At 76.1% G+C, this 14,482-nt stretch carries 16 protein-coding genes; 11 read left to right on the top strand and 5 right to left on the bottom strand.

The window, feature by feature from the left end; all coding sequences use genetic code 11:
- Window positions 1-85: 85 nt before the first annotated feature.
- The gene (locus ACFUEL_RS02755) at window positions 86-2,527 is read left to right on the top strand and encodes an ATP-binding cassette domain-containing protein (RefSeq protein ID WP_380234106.1); all 2,442 of its coding nucleotides are present in this window, start codon (window positions 86-88) and stop codon (window positions 2,525-2,527) included.
- 287 nt (window positions 2,528-2,814) lie between these two features.
- Window positions 2,815-3,660: a hypothetical protein gene (locus tag ACFUEL_RS02750; protein ID WP_380234105.1), complete on the top strand. Its 846-nt coding sequence runs from the start codon at window positions 2,815-2,817 to the stop codon at window positions 3,658-3,660.
- A gap of 17 nt (window positions 3,661-3,677) precedes the next feature.
- Here ACFUEL_RS02750 and ACFUEL_RS02745 read toward each other — a convergent pair whose 3' ends face one another.
- Window positions 3,678-4,043, bottom strand: coding sequence for a MerR family transcriptional regulator (locus ACFUEL_RS02745; RefSeq protein WP_380234104.1), 366 nt, complete (start codon window positions 4,041-4,043; stop codon window positions 3,678-3,680).
- A gap of 150 nt (window positions 4,044-4,193) precedes the next feature.
- On the bottom strand, window positions 4,194-5,270 hold the full coding sequence (locus ACFUEL_RS02740; RefSeq protein WP_380234103.1) for a zinc-binding dehydrogenase: 1,077 nt from the start codon (window positions 5,268-5,270) through the stop codon (window positions 4,194-4,196).
- Between the two features lie 126 nt (window positions 5,271-5,396).
- On the opposite strand from ACFUEL_RS02740, the gene ACFUEL_RS02735 reads away from it, so the two are divergent.
- The 3 genes from ACFUEL_RS02735 (at window position 5,397) to ACFUEL_RS02725 (ending at window position 6,754) form a co-directional block, all read left to right on the top strand.
- Complete coding sequence (locus tag ACFUEL_RS02735) at window positions 5,397-5,927, top strand: GNAT family N-acetyltransferase (protein WP_380234102.1); 531 nt, start codon at window positions 5,397-5,399, stop codon at window positions 5,925-5,927.
- A gap of 71 nt (window positions 5,928-5,998) precedes the next feature.
- Window positions 5,999-6,256: a hypothetical protein gene (locus ACFUEL_RS02730; protein ID WP_380234101.1), complete on the top strand. Its 258-nt coding sequence runs from the start codon at window positions 5,999-6,001 to the stop codon at window positions 6,254-6,256.
- A gap of 192 nt (window positions 6,257-6,448) precedes the next feature.
- Window positions 6,449-6,754 carry a hypothetical protein gene (locus ACFUEL_RS02725; RefSeq protein ID WP_380234100.1) on the top strand — a complete coding sequence of 102 codons (306 nt, stop codon included), beginning with the start codon at window positions 6,449-6,451 and terminating at the stop codon, window positions 6,752-6,754.
- Between the two features lie 33 nt (window positions 6,755-6,787).
- Here ACFUEL_RS02725 and ACFUEL_RS02720 read toward each other — a convergent pair whose 3' ends face one another.
- Window positions 6,788-7,402 (bottom strand): TetR/AcrR family transcriptional regulator, encoded by a 615-nt coding sequence (locus ACFUEL_RS02720; RefSeq protein ID WP_380234099.1) that lies wholly within the window; start codon window positions 7,400-7,402, stop codon window positions 6,788-6,790.
- Window positions 7,403-7,499: 97 nt separating this feature from the next.
- Here ACFUEL_RS02720 and ACFUEL_RS02715 point away from each other — a divergent pair, with 97 nt between their 5' ends.
- The 5 genes from ACFUEL_RS02715 (at window position 7,500) to ACFUEL_RS02695 (ending at window position 11,442) form a co-directional block, all read left to right on the top strand.
- The gene (locus ACFUEL_RS02715) at window positions 7,500-8,549 is read left to right on the top strand and encodes a zinc-binding alcohol dehydrogenase family protein (RefSeq protein WP_380234098.1); all 1,050 of its coding nucleotides are present in this window, start codon (window positions 7,500-7,502) and stop codon (window positions 8,547-8,549) included.
- A gap of 100 nt (window positions 8,550-8,649) precedes the next feature.
- Window positions 8,650-9,234: a DinB family protein gene (locus tag ACFUEL_RS02710; protein ID WP_380234097.1), complete on the top strand. Its 585-nt coding sequence runs from the start codon at window positions 8,650-8,652 to the stop codon at window positions 9,232-9,234.
- Between the two features lie 117 nt (window positions 9,235-9,351).
- Complete coding sequence (locus ACFUEL_RS02705) at window positions 9,352-9,426, top strand: putative leader peptide (protein ID WP_380234127.1); 75 nt, start codon at window positions 9,352-9,354, stop codon at window positions 9,424-9,426.
- 122 nt (window positions 9,427-9,548) lie between these two features.
- Complete coding sequence (locus ACFUEL_RS02700) at window positions 9,549-10,565, top strand: isopenicillin N synthase family dioxygenase (RefSeq protein ID WP_380234096.1); 1,017 nt, start codon at window positions 9,549-9,551, stop codon at window positions 10,563-10,565.
- Between the two features lie 91 nt (window positions 10,566-10,656).
- Entirely contained in the window at window positions 10,657-11,442 is a 786-nt protein-coding gene (locus ACFUEL_RS02695) for a MerR family transcriptional regulator (protein WP_380234095.1), read from the top strand.
- Window positions 11,443-11,482: 40 nt separating this feature from the next.
- Here the strand turns inward: ACFUEL_RS02695 and ACFUEL_RS02690 are convergent, their stop codons facing one another.
- Window positions 11,483-12,247, bottom strand: a complete 765-nt coding sequence (locus tag ACFUEL_RS02690; RefSeq protein ID WP_380234094.1) for a DUF6193 family natural product biosynthesis protein — start codon at window positions 12,245-12,247, stop codon at window positions 11,483-11,485.
- Between the two features lie 46 nt (window positions 12,248-12,293).
- A complete protein-coding gene (locus ACFUEL_RS02685) occupies window positions 12,294-13,142 on the bottom strand; it encodes a hypothetical protein (RefSeq protein WP_380234092.1) in 849 nt (282 codons plus the stop codon).
- A gap of 299 nt (window positions 13,143-13,441) precedes the next feature.
- On the opposite strand from ACFUEL_RS02685, the gene ACFUEL_RS02680 reads away from it, so the two are divergent.
- On the top strand, window positions 13,442-14,461 hold the full coding sequence (locus tag ACFUEL_RS02680; protein WP_380234091.1) for an ROK family protein: 1,020 nt from the start codon (window positions 13,442-13,444) through the stop codon (window positions 14,459-14,461).
- Window positions 14,462-14,482 lie beyond the last annotated feature (21 nt).

Here is a 14,482-nt window from a genome sequence, read left to right as displayed (position 1 = left end):
CGAGAACCGGCTGCCGACGGTTCCGGATGGTTGGATCGGGGCGGCGGCGCTGCCACGGGCGCCGCCGGACGGAGGGACGAGGACGATGAGCGGCGCGGCACGGGCGGGGTCACCGGCGGACGGCGGGGACGGGCGGCACGCGGCGGACGGGCACGACCTGATCCGGGTGCACGGGGCCCGGGTGAACAACCTGAAGGACGTCAGCGTGGAGCTGCCCAAGCGCCGGCTGACGGTGTTCACCGGGGTGTCCGGCTCGGGCAAGAGCTCGCTGGTGTTCGGGACGGTCGCGGCCGAGTCGCAGCGGCTGATCAACGAGACGTACAGCGCCTTCGTCCAGGGCTTCATGCCCTCCCTGAGCCGCCCCGAGGTGGACGTGCTGGAGGGCCTGACCACGGCGATCGTCGTCGACCAGCAGCGGATGGGCGCCGACCCGCGCTCGACGGTGGGCACCGCGACGGACGCCAACGCGATGCTGCGGATCCTGTTCAGCCGGCTCGGCGACCCGTACGCGGGCCCGCCGCCCGCGTTCTCCTTCAACGTGCCGACGGTGCACGGCGCGGGGGCGATCACGGTGGAGCGCGGCGAGGGCACGACGACCGAGAAGCGGACGTTCGGGCGGGCCGGCGGGATGTGTCCGCGCTGCGAGGGGCGGGGCAGCGTCTCGGACATCGACCTGGGGCAGCTGTACGACGGCTCGAAGTCGCTGAACGAGGGCGCGCTGACCATCCCCGGCTACAAGTCGGGCGGCTGGAACTACCGGCTGTACACCGAGTCCGGCCTGGTCGACCCGGACAAGGCGATCGACGCGTACACCGAGCGGGAGCGGCACGACTTCCTCTACCGGGAGCCGGTCCGGATGAAGATCGCCGGCATCAACATGACCTACGAGGGCCTGGTGCTGCGGGTCCGGAAGTCGATGCTCAGCAAGGACCGGGCCGCCCTGCAGCCGCACGTCCGCGAGTTCGTGGACCGGGCGGTGGCCTTCACCACCTGCCCGGAGTGCGACGGCACCCGGCTGAGCGCGGACGCCCGCGCCTCGAAGATCAAGGGCATCTCGATCGCCGACGCCTGCGCCCTGCAGATCAGCGACCTGGCCGACTGGGTACGGGAGTTGGACGAGCCGTCGGTGGCCCCGCTGCTGGTCTCGCTGGGCCAGCTGCTGGACTCCTTCACCGCGATCGGCCTCGGCTACCTCTCGCTGGACCGCCCCGCCGGGACGCTCTCCGGCGGCGAGGCGCAGCGGGTGAAGATGATCCGGCACCTGGGCTCCTCGCTGACCGACGTCACGTACGTCTTCGACGAGCCGACCACCGGCCTGCACCCGCACGACATCCAGCGGATGAACGCGCTGCTGCGGCAGCTGCGCGACAAGGGCAACACGGTGCTGGTGGTGGAGCACAAGCCGGAGACCATCGAGATCGCCGACCACGTGGTCGACCTCGGCCCCGGGGCCGGCGCGGCGGGCGGCGAGGTGTGCTTCGAGGGCAGCGTGGCCGGACTGCGCGCCAGCGGCACCGTCACCGGCCGGCACTTCGACGACCGGGCCGCGCTCAAGCCCGAAGTACGCACCCCCACCGGCGTGTTGGAGATCCGCGGGGCGGACGCGCACAACCTGCGCAAGGTCGACGTGGACGTGCCGCTGGGCGTGCTGACGGTGGTGACGGGCGTGGCGGGCTCCGGGAAGAGCTCGCTGGTGCACGGCTCGCTGGTGAGCGGGAAGGCGCTGGCGGGCGGGGCGCCGGAGGGCGTGGTGGCGATCGACCAGAGCCCGATCCGGGGCTCGCGGCGCTCCAACCCGGCGACGTACTCGGGCCTGCTGGAGCCGATCCGCAAGGCGTTCGCGAAGGCCAACGGCGTCAAGCCGGCCCTGTTCAGCGCCAACTCCGAGGGCGCCTGCCCGACCTGCAACGGCGCCGGCGTGGTCTACACCGACCTGGGCATGATGGCCGGCGTCGCCACGGTCTGCGAGGAGTGCGAGGGCCGGCGGTTCCAGGCCGCGGTGCTGGAGTACCGGCTCGGCGGCCGGGACATCGCCGAGGTGCTGGCGATGCCCGTCGACGCGGCCGAGGAGTTCTTCGCCGCCGGCGAGGCCCGCACACCCGCCGCGCACGCCGTCCTGAAGCGGCTCTCCGACGTCGGCCTCGGCTACCTGACGCTCGGCCAGCCGCTCACCACGCTCTCCGGCGGCGAACGCCAGCGCCTCAAGCTGGCCGCCCGGATGGCCGAGAAGGGCGGCGTGTACGTGCTGGACGAGCCGACCGCCGGGCTGCACCTGGCCGACGTCGAACAACTGCTGGGCCTGCTCGACCGGTTGGTCGACTCCGGCATCTCGGTGATCGTGGTCGAGCACCACCAGGCGGTGATGGCCCACGCCGACTGGATCATCGACCTCGGCCCCGGCGCCGGCCACGACGGCGGCCGGATCGTCTTCGAGGGCACCCCCGCCGCCCTGGTCGCCGACCGCACCACCCTGACCGGCCGGCACCTGGCACAGTACGTGGGCGCCGCCCCGTCCGCCCAGGACTGACGGGCTGTCCACACGGGGGGGCTGACGGGCCGTCCACACACAGGCTGACGGCCCGTCACCGACCGTCGCCGACCGTCGCCGCGAGCCGCGTCCTGGGGGCCGGGCGGCGACGGTCGGCCACCGTGCCGATCCCTTCCGTGACCCCTCATCACTCCCCCGCATCGCCTCGGCAAAGTTTTCGTCCCGGGCCCGAAATCCACACGACAGCACGGCGGTCCCCGCCGAGAATGACAGCCGATCTTCACGGGGAACGACTTCACTGAGCACCACGGAGTACGGGGGAGCGCATGACCACCGAAATACCGCTGACCGCGCTGGACGACGCGCTGTGGGAGGGCCTGGAGACCGCGCACTGGTCGAGCCCGGCGACGATGGTGCCGCGGGTGCTGCACCGCCTGTCGCTGGCCGGACCGGACGCCCGGCCCGAGGACTGCGAACTGCTGCACTGCCTCGTCCCCGAGCCCGGCCGGCCCGCGCCGTCCGCCGCCCACGCCGCGCTGCCGCTGCTGCTCGCGCTGACCGCCGACCCGGAGATGGGCCGCACCCGCGTCCCGCTGACCGTGCTGCTGGCGCGCCTGCTGCCCGCCGACCCCGCGCTGGCCGAGCGGCACCGCTCCGGCTCCCTCCCGCTGCTCGCCGACCCGGACCCGGCGGTCCGCCGCGCCGCTCTCCCGCTCGCCCCCGACCCGGCGACCCTGCTCGGCCTGTGGCGCACCGAGACCGAGCCCTCCGTCCGGCTCGCCCTGCTGCGCGCGCTCGCCCTCACCGGCACCACCGGCGCCCGCGCCGTCCTCGCCGAGACGCTCACCGAGGACCACCCGGCGCTGTACGTCGCCGCCGTGCACGCCTCCGCCGCGTTCGACCCCGACCTGCCGGTGCGCCACCTGCGCCGGATGCTCACCCTGCTCACCGACCCGGCCCTGCGCCCCCGCTTCGAGCACGTCTGGTACGCCCCGCACCGCCCCGACCCGCTCACCCGCGAGCACCTGCTCTGGGCCACCTACGGGCTGCTCGCCCACCGCCCCGACCTGCAGGACGCCTTCCCCGGCGAGCTGCTCGCCGCGGCCGACCGCACCGGCGACGAGGCGCTGCGCCGGGAGGCCGTCCTGCTGGCCCGGCACCACGCGGGCTGAGGACCGGACAGGGCCGGCTAGCCCGGCCCGGGGCGCAGCGCGGCGGCGGCCAGCGCAGCGCGCAGCCTGGTCAGCCGGGCGATCTCGGCGTCCAGTACGGCCAGCCGGTGCCGGACGACCGGGCCGCCGCTGTTGTTCGCGCAGCGGCGGCCCGGGTCGGCGGCCAGCAGGTCGAAGGACTCGGCGTGGCCGCGCAGGTCCTCGATGGTGAGGCCGAGACCGAGCAGCGTGCGGATCACCCGGACCCGGGCCACGTCGGTGCCGTCGTAGACCCGCTGGCCGCTGGAGGTGCGGGCGGGCGGCGGCAGCAGGCCGCGCTGCTCGTACAGGCGCAGCGCCCTGGGCGTGGTGCCGGCGGCGGCCGCCGCGTCCCCGATCCGCATGTCCGTCAGGCCCTCCCCGGTGGCCGTTGACCGGTGGTCCGGTCGTCCGGTCGTCCGATGGTCCGGTCGTCCGGTCATCCGGTCGTCCACCGGTCGAACCAGCGCGGGGGTCCGGGCATTCCGGCCGCCGGGCCGCTCGCCGCCGCCGGACTACAGCTCCACCAGGACGGTGCCGAAGTGCCGTCCCTCGGTCATCTCCTGGAACGCCCGCGGGGCCTGCTCCAGGCCCTTCACCCTGGCGTGCGGGAAGGTGATCGCGCCGGAGCGCAGCCACCCGCCGAAGCGGGGCAGCCACTCGGCCTCCACCTCGGCGTGCCCGGCGTTCGAGTGACCGGCCAACTGCAGGCCCCTGACGATGAGTTGGAAGGCGTCCAGGCGCAGCGGGGTCGCGGCGGCCGGGGCGGTCCCGGCATCGCCGAGCTGGTCGGCAAGCACGCCGACCAGGGCGGCGCGGGCGCCGGGGCGGGCCGCGGCAAGGGCGGCCTCGGCCTGGTGGCCGCCGACCGTGTCGATCAGCAGGTCGATGCCGTCGGGGGCGGCCTCGGCGAGCTGCCGGGCGAAGCGCTCGGCGCGGGCGGGGCCGTCCGCGCCGCCGGTGCGCTCGTCCACCAGGACGGCGTCGTAGCCGAGTTCGCGCAGCCGCCCGGCCTTGGCCGGCGAGCCGGTGGTGCCCAGGACGGTGCCCGCGCCGAGCAGTCTGGCGGTCTGCCCGGCCAGCGTGCCGACGCCGCCGGCCGCGCCGGTGACCAGCACGGTGTCGCCGGGCCGCAGCGGCGCGGTGCGCGTCAGCACGCCGTAGCCGACCGCGCCGGAGGTCAGGCGGGCCGCTGGGTCGGGCAGTTGACCGTCCAGCGGGGCGAGCGCGGCCGGGTCGGCCACCGCGTACTCCCGCCAGCCCTGGAAGTGGAAGACCAGGTCGCCGGGGCGCAGCCCGCTGCCCTCCGGGGCCAGCACCACCTCGCCGACGGCGGGCCCGAACAGGGTGCCGCCGGCCTCGATCGACGGGAGGGGCGCGTTCGGCGGGGTCTCGCCGAGCAGCGAGGCCAGGCCCGCGAAGACCTGGAACCACCGGTTGCGCAGCAGCACCTGCCCCTCGGCCGGTTCGGGCACCGGCACCTCGACCACGGCCAGGTCGGCGGCCACCGGACGGCCCTGCGGGCGACGGGCGAGCCTGATCTCGCGGACGGTTGCGGGCAGACCTCCGGACGCGTTTGCGGGCACACTCATGACGGCTCCTCGGCTCATCGGGGGCGCCGGGCACGGCCGGTGGGCGGCGCCCGGCGGGAAGTGCCGGAACGCTAGCCCCTGACCCGCGGGTCAGGGTCAAGGCCGGACAGACGAACGGGGTCGGGGATGGACACGGGCACGGACACGGGCACGGGCACGGGCACGGGAGTACGGGTGCGGACGGGGGTGGCGCAGGACGCCGCCGGGCTGGTGCGGCTGGCCGGGCAGGTCGAGCACTGGTTCGGGCCGATGGTCGACGACCCCGGTTTCCATGCCGCCGTGGCGGACCAACTCGCCCGCGGCAGCGCCCTGGTGGCGGACGACGGCGACACCCTGCTGGGCGGTCTGCTGGTCGGCCAGCACCCGCCGGTGTGCCACCTGCACTGGCTGGTGGTGGACGCCGGGGCCCGCGGCCTGGGCCTGGGGCGGGCACTGGTCGCCGAGGCACTGGCCCGCTGCCCGGCCGACGTGCGGACGGTCGAGGTGGTGACCTTCGGAGCGGACCACCCGGGCGCGGTGGCCAGTGGCGCCCGGGTCTTCTACGAGCGCCTGGGCTTCTCCCCCGCCGAGCCCGCCGACCCGGGCCCGGAGGGCGGCTCCCGCCAGGTGTACCGGCGCGCTGTGCCGGCGCACCGCCTCCGGCCGTCCGGTGCGTGACCGGATTGCCCGCCGGGCGGCCGGGTAGCCGGGAGGCCGGGACCGCACGCCCCGAGGCCGAGGAGGCTCCGATGACCGCACACCGCGACCCCGCGCCCGAGGACCCCGACCGGGAGCGCCCGGACGCCGAGGGCGACCGCCGCTACGGGGACCGGGCCGCCGGCGTCCGGCCCGCCCGCGAGCCCGACCCGGACGTCCGCGGCCCGCAGGAGAGTTACGACGCCACCGCCGACGCCAGCGCCGAGACCACCCACCGCCCCGGCGCGGACGGCACGGGTAGCGCGGACGATCAGGGCGCGCCCCCGGACTCGCGCCCGGAACGGCGGTGAACGCCGCCGCGTAGGCGTGCGGTCGCGCAGTCCGGCACCGCCGCGTCCGTCGGGAGCGGCGTCGTCCCCCTCCCTGTCGCCGGCTGCCGTTCGGGCCCACTCGCTCTCCGCCCGCCCGTCTCCTCCGGGCGCAGCCGGCCTCCCCCGCGCGCGGCGGGGAGAGTACGCTCCCCGGCGGAAGAGGGAGGGCTCGTGTCGATCGCGGGTGTGGCGGTGGCGGCGGTACAGGTCGCGTTCGGGGGCGGCATGGTCCGGTCCGGTTTGCGCCTGGAGCAGTCGATGCACCGCCAGGGCATCGAGTTCTCCGACCTGCGGCTGTTCCGGCGGATGCGGCTGCTACTGGTGGTGCTGGGGTCGGCCATCGCCTGCCTGGGCGTCTCCTTCCCGGTGCCGTCGCCGTGGGACTGGCCGTTCGCCGTCCTGGCCTTGCTGCTGGCCCTGACGGGGCTGACGGTGGTCGTGACCGAAGCCGTCCGCGGCCGCCGCGCGGAGCGCTGACCGCGGCGGCCCGACGACCGTCCGGCGGCACGGTCAGCGTCCGGCGGCCGCGCCGGAGAGCAGGAGGGCAATGCCGTCGCCGATGAGTGCCTCGCCCAGGTCGGCCGGGATCCGGCGGGAGGTGACGAGCGCCGAGACGCCCTGGACGGTCGCGGACAGCAGCAGGGTGAGCCGTTCGACCTCGGAGGCCGGGTAGGCGCCCGCCGCGACGCCCGCGTCCATCAGGCCGCTCATGGTGCCGAACAGGCGTCCGGCGGCGGCGCGGACCGCCTCCGGGGGTTCGTCGGTCTTGGTCGCGAACATCAGGTCGAGCAGGGCGGGCTCCCGGACGGCGAACCCCAGGTAGGCCGAGGCCGCGGCGTGCAGGGTGCGGGCGTGGTCGTCCCGCGCACGGCCGTCCTGCGCAGCGGCCCCGGTCGCGGCCCGGCGGATCTCCTCGTCGAGCCGGAGGAAGCCGCGTTCCGCGAGCGCGTCGAGCAGGGCGCCGCGGTCGGGGAAGTGGCTGCGCGGGGCGCCGTGGCTGACGCCGGTCTCGCGGGCGAGTTCGCGCAGGGAGAGGGCGTCCAGGCCGCGTTCGCGGAGCACCGCCTCCGCCTGTTCGAGCAGGGCGGCCCGGAGGTTGCCGTGGTGGAAGGGCCGGTGGGACATGCGCCCCATCCTATCCGCAAGTAGGCATTGACTACTTTCTAGGCACTGCCTACTCTCGGGAGCCGGACACTCACGCACCCAGGGAAGAGGCCCGGAGATGACGCACCCGAACACCGCACTGTGGCTGCCGAAGCCGGGCGCGCCCTTCGAGGTGGGGCCCGCGCCCTACACCCCGCCGGCGGCGGGCGAGGTCGTCGTCCGGGTGCGGGCGGTCGCCGTCAACCCGATCGACGGGCTGCCGGGTTTCCTCTACCGCCCGGCCCTGCCCTGGCTGGCCTTCCCCGCCGTCGTGGGCTCGGACGTCGCGGGCGAGGTCGTCGAGACGGGCCCCGGGGTGACCCGGCTGCGCCCGGGGGACCGCGTCCTCGGGCACGCGTTCGGGGTCGACCGGTCCCGCAACCGTCCGGCCGAGAGCGCCTTCCAGCACTACGCCGTCCTGCTGGAGCACATGGTCGCCCCCGTCCCCGACGCGCTGCCCCTCCCCCGGGCGGCCGTGCTGCCGCTGGCCCTGTCGACCGCCGCCACCGGCCTGTTCCAGCAGGACCACCTCGGCCTCGCGCTGCCCGGCCCCGACCCGGCCGACCGCGGGGAGACGGTGCTCGTCTGGGGCGGCTCGACCAGCGTCGGGAGCAACGCGGTCCAGCTCGCCCGCAACGCCGGCTACCGGGTGCTGGCCACCTCGTCCCCGCACAACTTCGACCACCTGCGCTCCCTGGGCGCGGCCCACGCCGTCGACCGCAACAGCCCGACCGCCGTCGCGGAACTCCTCGAACTGATCGGCGACCAGCCGCTCGCGGGCACCCTGGCGATCGGCGCCGGCTCGCTCCGCCGGACGGTGCCGGTCGCCGCCCGGGCCGCGGGCAGCGGGCGGATCGCCTCGGCCCGGCCCGCACTGCTCACCCGCGTCCCCGGGTGGCTGGCGCGGCGGCGCGGGGTGCGGGTCAGCAGCATCTGGGGCGGCACCCTGAAGGACAACGAGGTCGGACCGGCCGTCTACGCCGACTTCCTGCCGGCCGCGCTCGCCTCCGGCGCCTACCGGACGGCCCCGGACGCCGTCGTCGTCGGCCACGGCCTGGCCGCCGTCCCCGACGCGCTGCGGGAGTTGCGGAAGGGCGTCTCCGCGAAGAAGCTCGTCGTCACCCTGTGAGCCCCCGTCCCGCCGCGACCGTCCCGCCGGGCACCCGCTCCCGTCCCCATCTCCCGCGTGGGGCCCGCCCGTTGTCGGTGACGGCTGGCAGGCTGGGGCGATGAGCGACCGACCCGTCCACGAACCCGCCGACCGGCCCACCACCGCGCCGCAGACCTTCTCCCCCGCCTGGGCCGACGCCGCGGGCCGCACCGATCCGCCGTTGGTCGGCGACGAGCGGGAGGTCCTGCTGTCGTACCTGGAGTTCCACCGCGAGACCTTCGCGCTGAAGTGCGCGGGCGTCCCGGCCGGGCGGCTCTCGGAGTTCCTGGTGCCGCCGTCCGGGCTGACCCTGCACGGCCTGGTGCGGCACCTGGCCGGGGTCGAGCAGTGGTGGCTGCAGATCCAGTTCGCCGGGGACGAGTCCCGGCCGGTGCTGTACTACTCGGACGACGACCCCGACCAGGACTTCGAGCGCCTCGACGGGGACTTCGACGAGGCGTTCGCCACCTGGCGCGCCCAGGTCGAGATCTCCCGCCGGATCGTCGCCGACACCCCCTCGCTGGAGGCCACCGGCGTCCACAAGGCCACCGGGCAGCCGGTCTCGCTGCGCCGGATCCTGGTGCACATGCTCGCCGAGTACGCCCGCCACAACGGCCACGCCGACCTGCTGCGCGAGCGCATCGACGGCGCCACCGGCTACTGAGCCGCAGCGCCACCGGGCCCGCGCAACCGGGCCCCGCGCCACCGGCCCCCGTCCGGGGCTTTCCGGGCGGCGCTTTCCGTCGGGGGCTTTCCGGGCGGGGGCGGTAGCCTTGGTGGGGTGCCCCTTCTCGTCAGCCGTCGCCACGTGGACCTGCTCCGCGTCACGAGCGCGTCCTGCCGTCGCTCCGCCTGACCCCATCCCGTCTCCCGGCCCCGCCCCCGTTCCTCCCGTTCGGAGGCGCGGGCCCCCGTTCTCCCCCGGCCGTCCGGCGCGATCCGCCGTCCCCGGGGTCCCAGCACCGCGGACGCACCCCCATGACGCAGCAGCACCCCACCTCCCTCCCCGTGATCGACCTCTCGCTCGCCGACGGCACCCCGGCCGACCGGGCCCGCCTGCACGCAGGACTGCGCGGGGCCGCGACCGGCGTCGGCTTCTTCCAGCTGACCGGCCACGGCGTCACCCCCGCCGAGACCGCCGCGCTGACCTCGGCGATGCGGGCCTTCTTCGCCCTCCCCGAGGCCGACCGGCTGGCGGTCAGCAACCTCAACTCCCCGCACTTCCGCGGCTACACCCGCACCGGCGACGAGCACACCGGCGGCCGCCGCGACTGGCGCGACCAGCTCGACATCGGCCCCGAACTGCCCCCGCACGTCCCGGCCCCGGGCGAGCCCGCGTACTGGTGGCTGGAGGGCCCCAACCAGTGGCCCGCCGCGCTCCCCGAACTGCGCACCGCCGCCCTGCACTGGATCGACCGGCTCGGCGCGGTCGCCCACCGCCTGCTGCACGAACTGCTCGCCTCGATCGGCGCCCGCCCCGACTTCTACGACGACGCCTTCGCCCCGCACCCCCACCTGCACCTCAAGCTGGTCCGCTACCCCGGCAGCGCCCCCGCCGGGCCCCCGCAGGGCGTCGGCACCCACAAGGACTACGGCTTCGTCACCCTGCTGCTGCAGGACACCGTCGGCGGCCTCCAGGTCGAGCGCCCGGACGGCACCTTCCTCGACGTCCCCCCGCTGGAGGGCGCCTTCGTGGTCAACCTCGGCGAACTCCTCGAGGTCGCCACCGACGGCTACCTCCGGGCCACCTCGCACCGCGTGCTCTCCCCGCCCGGCGCCCGCGAGCGCTTCTCCGTCCCGTTCTTCTACAACCCCCGCCTCGACGCCCACATCGCCCCGCTCGACTTCCCGCACGCCCACCACGCCCCCGGCATCACCCAGGACCCTTCGAATCCGCTCTACTCCGACTTCGGCGCAAACGAATTGAAGGGCTATTCCCGAGCCCACCCTGCGGTCACCAGGCGCCACCACCCCGAACTGCTCCCGCTGGGCTGACCCCGGGGCCGATGGACCGCCCACCCCGGCCGGTGCGACACTGCTGCTGTCACAGTTGCTGTCACAGTGGGGCCGGGGCGAGGGAGCGGGCGTGGCGAACGGGCCGCGGTGGACGGTGGAGGAACTCGCGGACCGGGCCGGGGTGACGGTGCGGACGCTGCGGTTCTACGCGGCGAAGGGGCTGCTGCCGCCGCCGGAGCTGGGCGCCCGGCGGGTGGGCTGGTACGGGGCCGAGCACCTGGGGCGGCTGGAGCTGATCGAGGAGCTCCAGCGGCAGGGGCTGACGCTGGCCGCGATCGATCGCTACCTGACCCAACTCCCGCAGGACATCGGCGAGTTGGACTTGGCGATCCACCGCGCCCTGGTCGCCTCCTGGACGCCGGAGTCGGCCGAGGAGGCCCACCGCGACCAGATCGAACGCCGGGCCGGCCGCCCGCTCTCGGACGCCGACCTGGACTCGCTCGCCGCGATGGGCGCCCTGCACCGCACCGCCGACCCGGACGTGTTCAAGCTCGACCCGGGCCTGCTCCCGCTGGGGGTGCGGGTGCTGGACGTGCCGATCCCGCTGGAGACCCTGCTCGCCGCCCGCGCCGTGGTCCGCCTGCACAGCCGGGCCACCGCCCACGACCTGCACCGCCTCTTCCGGGACACCGTCTGGCGCCCGTACCGGGAGAGCGACCCGCCCCCCGAGGAACTGGACCGGATGCGGGAACTCGCCGACCGGATCCAGCCGGTGGTGGTCCAGGCCCTGGTGACGGCCTTCCAACGCTCCCTGGCCGAGGAGCTGGCCCGCCCGCAGGCCGAGGACAGGCAGACCGAGGGCGGGCAGGGCGAGGACGGGCGGGGCGAGGACGGACCGGGCCGGGACGGCCGCTGACCGGGCCGGGGCCCGGCGGCGCGGAACGACGGGACGGTGCTCAGCCCTCCGCCCGCTGCCGGCCGTACCCGACCGGGCCCAGGCCGGACGGCAGGTGGCGCACCGCCAGTGCCACCGCCTCGCGCGCGGTGGCGAACCGGCCGAGGTCCGGGGCGCCGAAGCCCCGGCCCACCCCGAAGACGCCGTCGCCGTCCACCGACAGGCCCGGTCCGACGTGGGCGAGGAACGGGCCGGTGGTGGTCGAGAAGCGCAGCGTCCAGTGGCTCGTGAACGGGTGGAGCGCGCGCAGCGCCGGTTCGGCGTACGCCGCCTCGACCAGGGCCAGGAACCCGTCCCGCCAGGGGAGTTCCAGCGCGGCGGCCGCCCGGCGCATCCGCTGCCACTCGGACTCGACCAGTTCCGCCGGAGCGGGGCCCGGCTCCTCGAACCGCCCGGAGCGCCGGAGGAACGGCGCCGCCCGCTCGACCTCCGCCAGCCCGTCCCCCTCGTACCAGGCCCGGACCGCCCGGGCGACCGCCGCCAGGTCGTCCGTGCCGCCCCGGAGCAGCATCCCGCCCGGGAACGGCTCGGCGCTCCGGACGTCCCACCGCCGCTCGTGCGTCCGCGCGTCGATCGTCAGCAGCCCGCGGTACGGCAGCACGCTCCCCACGGTGGCGGAGAGCAGCGGCACGGAACCCGACGGCCGGACGGGAACGCCGTCGAGGCCGCCCCGCGCGGCGGCCCGGAGGGCGGCGGCGAGGCTGCCGCGGGCCGCGACCTCGGGGTAGCGGAGGGCGGGATCGGAAGGTGCGGAAGGCGTGGTCACGACCCCGATCATGCCGCCCCGGGCCGCGCCGCCGACCCCGGCCCTGTCACCAGTGCGTTTCGCCGCGCTCCCGGTGGAGCCGCTCCAGCGCCCCGGCCTGCTCCCAGAGCGTGGTCAGCGCGTCGGTGTGCTCCCACTCCCGGGGCCGGGGGACGATCGGGCGTTCGCCCGCCAGCAGTTGCCGCACGACGGCGGCGACGTCCTCGGGGTGGGCGAACAGCGGCAGCGACAGCGGCTCGCGCACGTCCCCGCTCCACCCGGACCAGTTCTCGTACGGGCCCTGGAACCAGCCCTTCCGGTCGTCCGTCCAGCCCACTTCCACCCCGTCCCGGCCGTCCTCCCCCGGGGCGGGGACGAAGACGACCGGTGGGCCGTCGCCGCGGAGCGAGTCCGGCTCGCGGGCCTCGAAGAGGAAGTGCGGGCGCCCCACCGCCTCCCCGGTCGGCTCCAGCCCCGCCGCGGTGCAGGCCGCGCGGACGGCGCGGTCGTACTGCGCCAGCACGTACGCCTCGGCCCGGCGCAGGTCGTCGAACGCCTCGCCGCCGACCGGAACGGCCGTCCGGGCCGCCGGCCACGGGTACGTCCGGACGGCGGGCGGCGCGTGCGGGTCCGGATCCGGGTCCGGATCCGGGTCCGGGTCGAGGCCGTACCCCAGGGCTTCCAACTCCCGGCGGAGCAGCAGTCGGGCCCGCCGTTCGTCCTCCGCCGCGGCGTCGGCCAACGGGCGCAGGTCGTCCTCCGGGTGCTCCGGGTCGAAGGTGTCCAGGTAGAGGTCGAGCACGGCCCCGTCCGGCAGTCGGGCGTCCGCCTGCCGGCTCCGCCGCTCCGACTCCAGCCGGTCGAGCTGCGGCTCCAGCAGCCCGGCCAGGCTCGCGGGGGCACCTGCGACCAGCATCCGCGGTGAGGCGATCCGCCTCCCGTAGTACCCGTCGGCCGCGGTCCGCACGGTTGCCGTCGGCCACTGCCTCATCATGCCTCGGGGCCTTTCGACGGGAACGGACGGCGCCGCCCACCATGGTGCGCGGCGGCTCCCGCTGCCGCACCCCGTTTACCGGCGGACCGGGCGGCGGGCGGCGAAAGCCGCCGTGGGAGCGCTCCCATATTTGGTCGCGGGCGTGTACGATCACGCCGCGACGGCGGTCCGGCCTGCGTCGTCGCAGCACCGTCCGAGCACCGAAGCCTGGGGAGCGACCCTTGTCCGACGCCGCATTCACCGTGATCGACCTCGGCGGCACCACGCTGCGCACCGCCCGCTACGGGGTGGACGAGGACACCGTCACCGACGTCCGGCGGGTGCCGACCGACGGCATCGGCGAGCACCCCGACCTGCCGGTGGCGGAGGTGCAGACCCGGGTCATGGAGCAGGTCGCCGCGCTCGCCGCCGAGGCCGTCGAGCGGCACGGCAGCAGCGCCGTCGCCGTCGCCTTCGCCGGGCCGGTCACCGCGGACGGCCGGGCGCTGGCCGCGCCGACCGTCTGGGGCGGGCCGGGCGAGCAGGTGGCGGTGCGGCAGTGGCTGGAGGAGCGGCTGGGCCTGCCGGTCGTCGTGGTCAACGACCTGACGGCGGCGGTGTGGCGGTACGTGGAGCCCGCGGACGAGCGGCCGTTCTGCCTGATCACGGTGAGCTCCGGGATAGGCAACAAGGTCTTCCGGGACGGGGAGGTGCTGCTCGACAGCGAGGGGCACGGCGGCGAGATCGGCCACTGGACGGTCGACCCGTCGCCCGACGCGGCCCCCTGCGACTGCGGCGGCCGCGGCCACCTGGGCGCCCTGGCCTCCGGGCGCGGCGCGCTGGCCGCCGCCCGCCGCGCCGCGCTCGCCGACCCGGACGGCTACGCCCGCTCCGCCCTGGCGGCGGCCGCCCCCGACCCCGGACTGCTCGACAACCGCGCCGTGGTGGCCGCCGTCCGGGCCGGGGACGGCTTCGCGACCGAGGCGCTGCGCGGCGGGTTCACCGCGCTGGCCTCGGCGATCACCGCGATGTTCACCTCGATCGGCATCCGCCGCTACCTGCTGATCGGCGGTTTCGCGCTGGCCGTCGGGCCGCGCTACGCCGAACTGCTGACCGCCGAGCTGGAGCGGCTCGGCTGCTTCGGCCTGAGCTCCGAGGAGATCCGCCGGATGGTGGTGCTCGGCGTCGCGGACGACGACTCCGGCCTGATCGGCGCCGGCCGCCTGCTGGCCGCGCGCGGCGCCGGGGCGGACCGGGGCTGAGCGCCGGCCGCCCGGCCCTCG

Origin of the sequence: Kitasatospora sp. NPDC057198, assembly GCF_042670125.1 — a bacterium.
Taxonomy (GTDB): Bacteria; Actinomycetota; Actinomycetes; order Streptomycetales; family Streptomycetaceae; genus Kitasatospora.
The sequence above is the reverse complement of the archived record's forward strand: the minus strand, read 5'-3'. Positions and strand labels throughout refer to the sequence as shown.

Bases quoted from the DNA above. Each gene is read 5' to 3' on its own strand.
- ACFUEL_RS02720 (WP_380234099.1), bottom strand. From the start codon at position 7,402: ATGTCCCACCGGCCCTTCCACCACGGCAACCTCCGGGCCGCCCTGCTC.
- ACFUEL_RS02700 (WP_380234096.1), top strand. From the start codon at position 9,549: ATGACGCAGCAGCACCCCACCTCCCTCCCCGTGATCGACCTCTCGCTC.
- ACFUEL_RS02745 (WP_380234104.1), bottom strand. From the start codon at position 4,043: ATGCGGATCGGGGACGCGGCGGCCGCCGCCGGCACCACGCCCAGGGCG.
- ACFUEL_RS02740 (WP_380234103.1), bottom strand. From the start codon at position 5,270: ATGAGTGTGCCCGCAAACGCGTCCGGAGGTCTGCCCGCAACCGTCCGC.
- ACFUEL_RS02685 (WP_380234092.1), bottom strand. From the start codon at position 13,142: ATGCTGGTCGCAGGTGCCCCCGCGAGCCTGGCCGGGCTGCTGGAGCCG.
- ACFUEL_RS02735 (WP_380234102.1), top strand. From the start codon at position 5,397: ATGGACACGGGCACGGACACGGGCACGGGCACGGGCACGGGAGTACGG.
- ACFUEL_RS02730 (WP_380234101.1), top strand. From the start codon at position 5,999: ATGACCGCACACCGCGACCCCGCGCCCGAGGACCCCGACCGGGAGCGC.
- ACFUEL_RS02715 (WP_380234098.1), top strand. From the start codon at position 7,500: ATGACGCACCCGAACACCGCACTGTGGCTGCCGAAGCCGGGCGCGCCC.
- ACFUEL_RS02710 (WP_380234097.1), top strand. From the start codon at position 8,650: ATGAGCGACCGACCCGTCCACGAACCCGCCGACCGGCCCACCACCGCG.
- ACFUEL_RS02750 (WP_380234105.1), top strand. From the start codon at position 2,815: ATGACCACCGAAATACCGCTGACCGCGCTGGACGACGCGCTGTGGGAG.
- ACFUEL_RS02755 (WP_380234106.1), top strand. From the start codon at position 86: ATGAGCGGCGCGGCACGGGCGGGGTCACCGGCGGACGGCGGGGACGGG.